This window comes from Petrotoga halophila DSM 16923, assembly GCF_002924615.1.
Window position 1 is genome coordinate 1 of the sequence record NZ_JALY01000262.1, and the last position, 7549, is coordinate 7549.

A 7549-nucleotide genomic window follows, 5' to 3' on the forward strand; every position below is an offset into this window, starting at 1 on the left:
CCTATTTCTGAAGTGGGTAAAATCCTCCTCAAGTTATAAATATATACTGTCTTCAGAAACTCTAAAAAATCCATTTTAAACCTCTTTTAATACCATCAATCAAAAAATTTCATTCCTTAAAAAGATCTTAAACTAGAACTTGGATTTCCGTCATACCCTTGCTAGCCTTAATATATACTCCTAAGTTATCTTCTTTGAATTTTTCTCCTTTTATAATTTTCCTAGGCTCAATGTTGCGAAGCAGCACATTCCAAGGTTTATTAGCTTTGTTTACTATAATCTTAATGACATCTCCTTCTCTTTTAGCCTTTACTAATAGATCCTCGACGCCTTCTATAGTTGGAATCTCGGCTGTCACAGTCTTTCCATCATCTATTTGAAAAAGATGAAAAGTAACATTGTTACCGTAATCATAGTCAGGCTTTGTATCAATAGCACCTATTGGAATGATGGAATTAGGTCTTACCCATAGAGGGAGGCTCATATATCCATATTCTTCCTTAACCCATCTTCCCCCTGTTTTTACCCTTCCATCTAATAAATGAGTCCATCGCCCCTCAGGTAAGTAATATTCTACCTTTCCTTTATCATTAAATATAGGTGCTACCAGTAAAGAACTTCCTAACATATATTGCAGGTCTAAAAATTTACAAGTCGGGTCATAAGGAAATTCTAATACCATGCTTCTTAAAACTGGAATACCTTTTTGACTGGCCTCACAAGCGATGGCGAATAGGTATGGCATTAGGCTACACTTAAGCTTGGTAAAATACCTAACCACATCTACCGCTTCTTCATCGAACAACCAAGGAACACGATAGGAACTGCTTCCATGAAGCCTACTATGAGAGGACAAAAGTCCAAAAGCCACCCATCTTTTGTATAAATCTGGTGTGGCGGTACTTTCAAACCCGCTTATATCATGGCTCCAAAATCCAAATCCAGACATTCCAAGCGATAAACCTCCCCTTAAGCTCTCAGCCATTGATTCATAACTGGCGCTACAATCCCCTCCCCAATGTACAGGAAATTGTTGTCCTCCTGCCGTTGCTGATCTTGCAAACACACAAGCACCGCCCGTTCCGTATTTTTCCACCAAAACCTCAAAAACAGCTTTGTTATACAAAAAGGTATAATAATTATGCATTTTCATAGGATCAGAACCATCATAGTACTTTACATCTGTAGGTATTCTTTCACCAAAATCTGTTTTAAAGCAGTCTACACCCATGTCCAATAAGCGCCGAAGGTTTTCTTTGTACCATTCACAGGCTTTTGGATTAGTAAAGTCAACTATACCCATACCTGCCTGCCACATATCCGATTGCCATATATCACCATTACGCTTTTTAATTAAGTAACCTTTTTTCATGCCCTCATCAAAGAGCCTGGAACGTTGGGCAATATATGGGTTAATCCATAGACATATCCTTAGACCTTTCTCCTTAAGCCTTCTAAGCATTCTTTCAGGATCTGGGAATATACGTTCATCCCATTCAAAATTGGTCCAGTGGAATTCCTTCATCCAAAAGCAATCAAAGTGGAATACATGAAGAGGAATATCACGTTGTGCCATTCCATCAATAAAAGTATTAACGGTTTCTTCATCGTAGTTAGTAGTAAAAGAAGTGCTAAGCCAAAGACCGAAGGACCATGCAGGAGGAAGGGCAGGTCTTCCTGTAAGGAATGTATACTTCTCCAATACTTTCTTAGGTTCCGAACCATAGATTACAAAATATTCAAGATATTCTCCAGGCACGCTGAACTGCACACGACTTACCTTTTCTGATGCTATCTCAAAAGATACTTTTTCAGGATGATTGACAAACACCCCATAGCCTGCGCTAGTCATATAAAATGGAATGTTTTTATAGGCGATCTCGCTACTAGTACCCCCGTCTTCATTCCACATATCTACAACCTGACCATTTTTTATGAAAGGAGTAAACCTTTCTCCCAACCCATAGACATACTCTCCAACTTTAAGCAGCAATTGCTCGTGTACATAAGTCTCTCCCTCCTCTGTAACAATGTATCCCATATTCTTATAACCACTTGAGGTAATGAGTTTACCTCCACCAAAAAAATCTACATTCCAGTCTCCATGTTTTTTGACTCGTGCAGTTAGATTCCCGGAAGTTAACGAAACGTATTCATCCTCATCAGTAATTCTCACATGGCAACTATCTTTTTCATGTAGCTCAAAAGAAGGCTGCTTCATGGATAATCCTTTGTGATGGGTAATCCTTACTCGAATAACATCATCCATAGGTGATGTGAACTCGACAGTGAAAAGTGGGCAATTTAAAGTGTCTCCTCGTTGCCGTATATGCTTAGATGGAGCATAGACATTCAAAGAATTCCCTTTTATTTCCACATCATTTACTTCTGCTGGAAAGAACGCTTTAAGTCCCTCCCGCATCTGCCAATAACCTTTTGTAAATTTCATTTAATTCCTCCATTTCTCTTATCTATCCAAACTTTAGAAATTACGAAACCTGTTTTTCGAATTGAAATTCCTCAGTACAAAAAATTAAAGTACCTCTATAAAAAATATAAGTTATCCGGCTTTACTCTATATCCGCTAGCCGATTTGCATCTTTTATCTTCTTTTCAATAATCGCAATATCAGTCATAATTGTACACCAATATTAAGAATTAATTATACGATTATACGTGAAGGGTTCGTAAAAATCCTTCTAGTGATTTCTCTGAATCCACCTTCAAATGTAAGGGCAAAAGATTTTTCTGCGTAGATTTTATCCGATGATGAGCCTACCATAACATCCAGGGTGCAGTTTTCAATGCCAAGATGGTTTTCAATGTTATGATAACCTAATGAATCATACAATATATTGAACTCCACAGTAACTTTCTTACCTTTTTCGATCCATATTCGTTTATATCCTTTGAGTTCTCGCTCAGGCTGTAATACTGATGTGTATTTCTTGCGTACATATACTTGTATCACCTCTTCGCCATCAAATGAACCATTGTTTCTAACAGTAACCCTTACAGTTATCCCATCCTTACCCTGGTTCATAGAAATATCTTCATACACAAAAGAAGTATAACTTAAGCCGTAACCAAATGCATAAAGTGGGTTTAAATCAACTTCCAGATACTTATTGCGCCAGAATTGTTTTTTTCCACTCAGGTGTTGAGAGTAATACACTGGAAGTTGTCCCAAACATTTGGGTATGGTAACGGGCAGTCTACCTGAAGGATTATAGTCACCAAACAGTACCTCAGTAATGGCAGAAGCTCCTTCCATACCAGGTTTCCATGCTTCCAGAATGGCGTCCATGTTCTCACTCTCATAGGAGAGTTCAAGCGGTCTGCCGTTGCATAGTACTAAAATTATTGGTTTATCTAGTTTTTTCAATTCTTTAAGTAACATCCGTTGCTCATGAGATAAATTAATTTCCGCGCGATCTACTGATTCCCCACTGTCATTGTCTCTTCCCATACCGCTGGTATCACCACATACTGCAATGATTACATCAGCTTTAGATGCAACTTTTACAGCTTGATCTATTGAAAAAAAATCCGGATCGTTATGATAGTTGTAAGTATCTTTTAAACCTTGAGCTAGATATACCTTTGTTTCATCGGATACGGCTTTCTTTATGGCCTGGTAAATAGTTTTTGTATCATGGAATAATTGCTCATAAGTTGTTCCCTTCCTTTTAAAGAATAAAGTTCGGGCAATTACCTCATCTTCACTAAGCCCTTCTGAGCTGTAATACATATCCTCAATATGGGAAGGATAAGAGTAATCCCCATAGGCAAATTCCTTTTTATCAGCTAAGGGGCCTACTACGGCTATACTGCCAATATTTTTTGACAGTGGCAGAATACCATTTTTATTTTTCAAAAGCGTCATTGATTGTTGAGCCATTTTTTTGGCGATGCTGACATGTTTTTTGGAACATACGATGTTGTCAACCACATCTTCGTTAACAAATGGGTTGTCAAAAAGACCTAGTTTGAATTTAAGTGTAAGAACCTTTGCTACAGCATTGTCCACAATAGTAGGATTCACCCTACCTTCAAGACAAAGGTCCTTTAAATAGGTTTTAAACATGTAATCCAACTCACATTCGATACCTGCATTAAGGGTAAGTGAAACTGTATCTTCCAGCTTCTCGCAGTAATCATGATAATTCTTGACAAGTTGTATGCCATTTCCATCGGATACTATAAGACCTTCAAATCCAAGTTTTCCACGTAGTACATCTGTAAGGAGCTTTTTGGATGCATGGCATGGCACTCCATCAACTTCATGGTATGCTGCCATGACAGAAGAAGCACCTCCTTCTTGTATTGCTGCTTCAAAGGGTACGGCATACTGGTCAAAAATCTCTCGATCGGTAATATGTACTGGGGCGCAATTCTTTCCCCCATCGCTGAAACCTTGTGCAACATAGTGCTTAAGAGTTGCGATAATGCCATTTTTTAGTGATTGGGACTGTAACCCTTTTGTATATGCCATCCCACACTGGGAGACTAGATATACGTCTTCACCATATGATTCTTCATACCTACCGTACCTATGGTCGCGTATAACATCTACTACTGGTGCCAATGAAAATCTTTCACCTGTTGACAACATTTCTTCGCGTACGGCATTCCCCATCTCATAAACAAGCTCATCATTAAACATAGCTCCTGCCCCGATGTTTTGTGGAAATAATGTATGGTTCCTGCTCAAAACCCCCGAGGTGGCTTCGGTGATGAAAAATATCGGTATTCCAAGGCGCGTTTCTTCAATAAAATATTTTTGAATCTCATTTGTCAGCCTGACAATTTCTCGTGGAAGCAGATCTGTTGCCCCACCTATTCTGGAGAGGTAGCCACATCCGTTTGGTACATTTTTTCGCGCTTTTTCAGCAGAAAAAGACATTGTCTGCATGTCCGAAATCACATCGCCCATCCTCGCAGAAGACAATTGTGCTACTTTCTCCTCTAATGTCATCCGTGAAAGAAGGTCCTTTACGCGTTCTTCAATAGACCTAGAAGGATCTTTGTAAATCATATTCTTATACCCCTTTCAGTTGTTTGATTTGCTCTTAAAAAACTCGAGAGTTTTATTTCATATGTTTCAAACTAAAATTTTTGGGATTCACCCTTTTGTACTATTTTTGCATTCAAATTCCCAGTTACTATTATTACCGTACCAATTACTTTTAATCCGCACATCTCTATGAGTGACTGACTTAATGCGGGCTGAGCCCCCCGAAGGGGGCTCAGTGTATTTATTTGTAACCCTTATTTCTTCCCTGTTGGTTCAAGGAAGGGGAGTACGTATTTGAAGTTTGGCCAGTCTTCAGAAATAATCATATATGGATTTTCAGCACCGGGATAATTCGTCCAATAATACTCATCCCATGCTGCCATTTGAGGCCTTCCAACAACTGGTATAGTTGGCATTTCTTCTATAAGTATTTTCAAGCCTTCCATTCCAAGCTCTGTATTTCTAGGATCATTCCAATCCAACTTTTCCATTTCTTCGACAATTTCATCAATCCTAGGATCTGTCCATCTACCTGTTGCAGGACCATTAAGAACTACTGCATACTCTCCTATGGGTTTATAGTACTTCGAGTGCAAGCTTGAAAAACTACGAGACAAATCAGGATGTCCACCCCATGGTTCCTGCATAGCATTACTAGGTGTTAACTCAAATTTTCCTAGGGAGACAAGATCAGTGCTGATTTCGCTAGTAATTGTGACTACTTCTATTCCAAAGTTTCTCCATTGTTGTGCTGCAGCAACATTTGCTGCAGTTGGATCTTCGCCGACCAAATAATTTATTTTCCAAGGTGTACCGTCTGGTAACAACCATTTGCCTTTTTTATCTCTCGTAAATCCATTCCTTTTTAACAATTGTTCAGCTACATCAGGGGCGTATTTCCACCATCCTGACCCAAATGATTCTCCAATTTTTTCAGGATCATCAGGCACATCATATCCTCGGCTTCTACCATATTCTGCAAGTCGTAATGGAGCGTCAGGATCATATGGTTTAAATGGTTCTCCATTAACTTCTATGTCTAAGGTGAAATTTTTCAACCATTCTTCCATAGGCTCATAATAAACCTTTTGATAATAAGGTGTGGGAGGAAGGTGAAGTGTACCCATGGTTGCAACACCATCATACGCCATCCCTATGTAATCTACTATATCAAATGCAAGAGTTAATGCCCATCTTACATCTTTTATATTGTAGGGATATACATCAGTATTAAAGGTAAAACCTTGTATATTAGGATCGCCGTTGAATACCCATGGATATTCTTTTCGGTATCCCCTTGAATATGGATTCCTTTGAGTAAGCGCTTTGAATCCCTCTAATGATAAACTCGCTACCATGTCCAAGTTATGGTTAGCTTGCGCAATTATTTTATTAGTTTCATCTCCATAGTAATAATAGAGTACGTATTTTGGTTTTGGTTCACCAAACAACATCCCAGTTGGGGTCCTATCCCAGTCTTCCCTCTTTTCCCAAAGTGTCCAATAACCACCGGCATCATAATCTTTTAGAACGTATGGACCACTGCTTATCGGAGGATTGAAATCAAAGGATAGGGGATCTTCTACTTTTTCAAAAATATGTTTGGGGAAAGGTCTCCATGCTCCCCATCTGTCTATAAAATTAGCGTGGAATCGGGAGTTGGGTTCTTTCAATTCAATTACAACTGTATAATCATCAGTTTTGTAAACTTTATCAATGTACATATTGAATTGGTCATAATAAGCCATTCCTTGATATTTCATAGTTGTTTCAATACCATACACAATATCATCTGCATTAATTTCAACATCATCACTCCAATAGCATCCTTTTCTTAACTTAATTGTCATTTGTGTGAAGTCTTCGTTGTAGATCGGACCTACGGCTGCAAGAGAATTAATAACTTCTCCTCTGACAGGTTCCATCATCCACAATGGTTCCAACATCAATTGTTGAACCCCTCGATCAGAAGTTCTCCAGGTAACAGTAAATACGTTAAAATTACTTGGGGCAGTCGCTCTTCCATTAATGACGTCACCAATTAGTGTTTCTTCCCTTGGAATTCCAGCTACCTGTGAAAATCCTGAAACAACAAGTAACACGGAAACAAAAATCAGAAATAAACTTTTTTTCATTCTTTCGCACCTCCATAAAGTTTTTGAGTTGCTTTATATCCTCACATGCTCGCTAAAATACTGCCTTTAGAAACTCTAAACACTCATTACATCATGGTTTTAAAAACGTTTTTTCAAAACACAGCTCCTCTTCTTATGTGTGATTATTCATAATTTAGAACTCTTTTTTATCAATTCTCTGAAAAGAAAGACAATTTATCGTATTCTCTAACCCTCATAAAAACCACCTTCCATTTTCAAAATTTTTCTATTTCTAGAGTGTCTCTCGCTAAAACAAATTTCTATAAATAATTATCCTTCCTAGTAATATGTGAGGATAAATATGAAACTTAAAAAATCTTTTAAGACAAAAAAATCATACCTTGATATAAAACATTTCCTCTTGAATTACTTGATA

Annotated in this window: 3 protein-coding genes; all 3 read right to left on the reverse strand. The window is 38.0% G+C overall.

Annotation, left to right across the window (positions count from 1 at the left end):
* Positions 1–127: 127 nt before the first annotated feature.
* Positions 128–2449: an alpha-xylosidase gene (gene yicI / locus AA81_RS12610; protein ID WP_103899234.1), complete on the reverse strand. Its 2322-nt coding sequence runs from the start codon at positions 2447–2449 to the stop codon at positions 128–130.
* Between the two features lie 213 nt (positions 2450–2662).
* Entirely contained in the window at positions 2663–5038 is a 2376-nt protein-coding gene (locus AA81_RS12615) for a glycoside hydrolase family 3 N-terminal domain-containing protein (protein WP_103899235.1), read from the reverse strand.
* A 233-nt stretch (positions 5039–5271) separates the two neighbouring features.
* Positions 5272–7152, reverse strand: coding sequence for an ABC transporter substrate-binding protein (locus tag AA81_RS12620; RefSeq protein ID WP_103899236.1), 1881 nt, complete (start codon positions 7150–7152; stop codon positions 5272–5274).
* Positions 7153–7549: the final 397 nt, after the last annotated feature.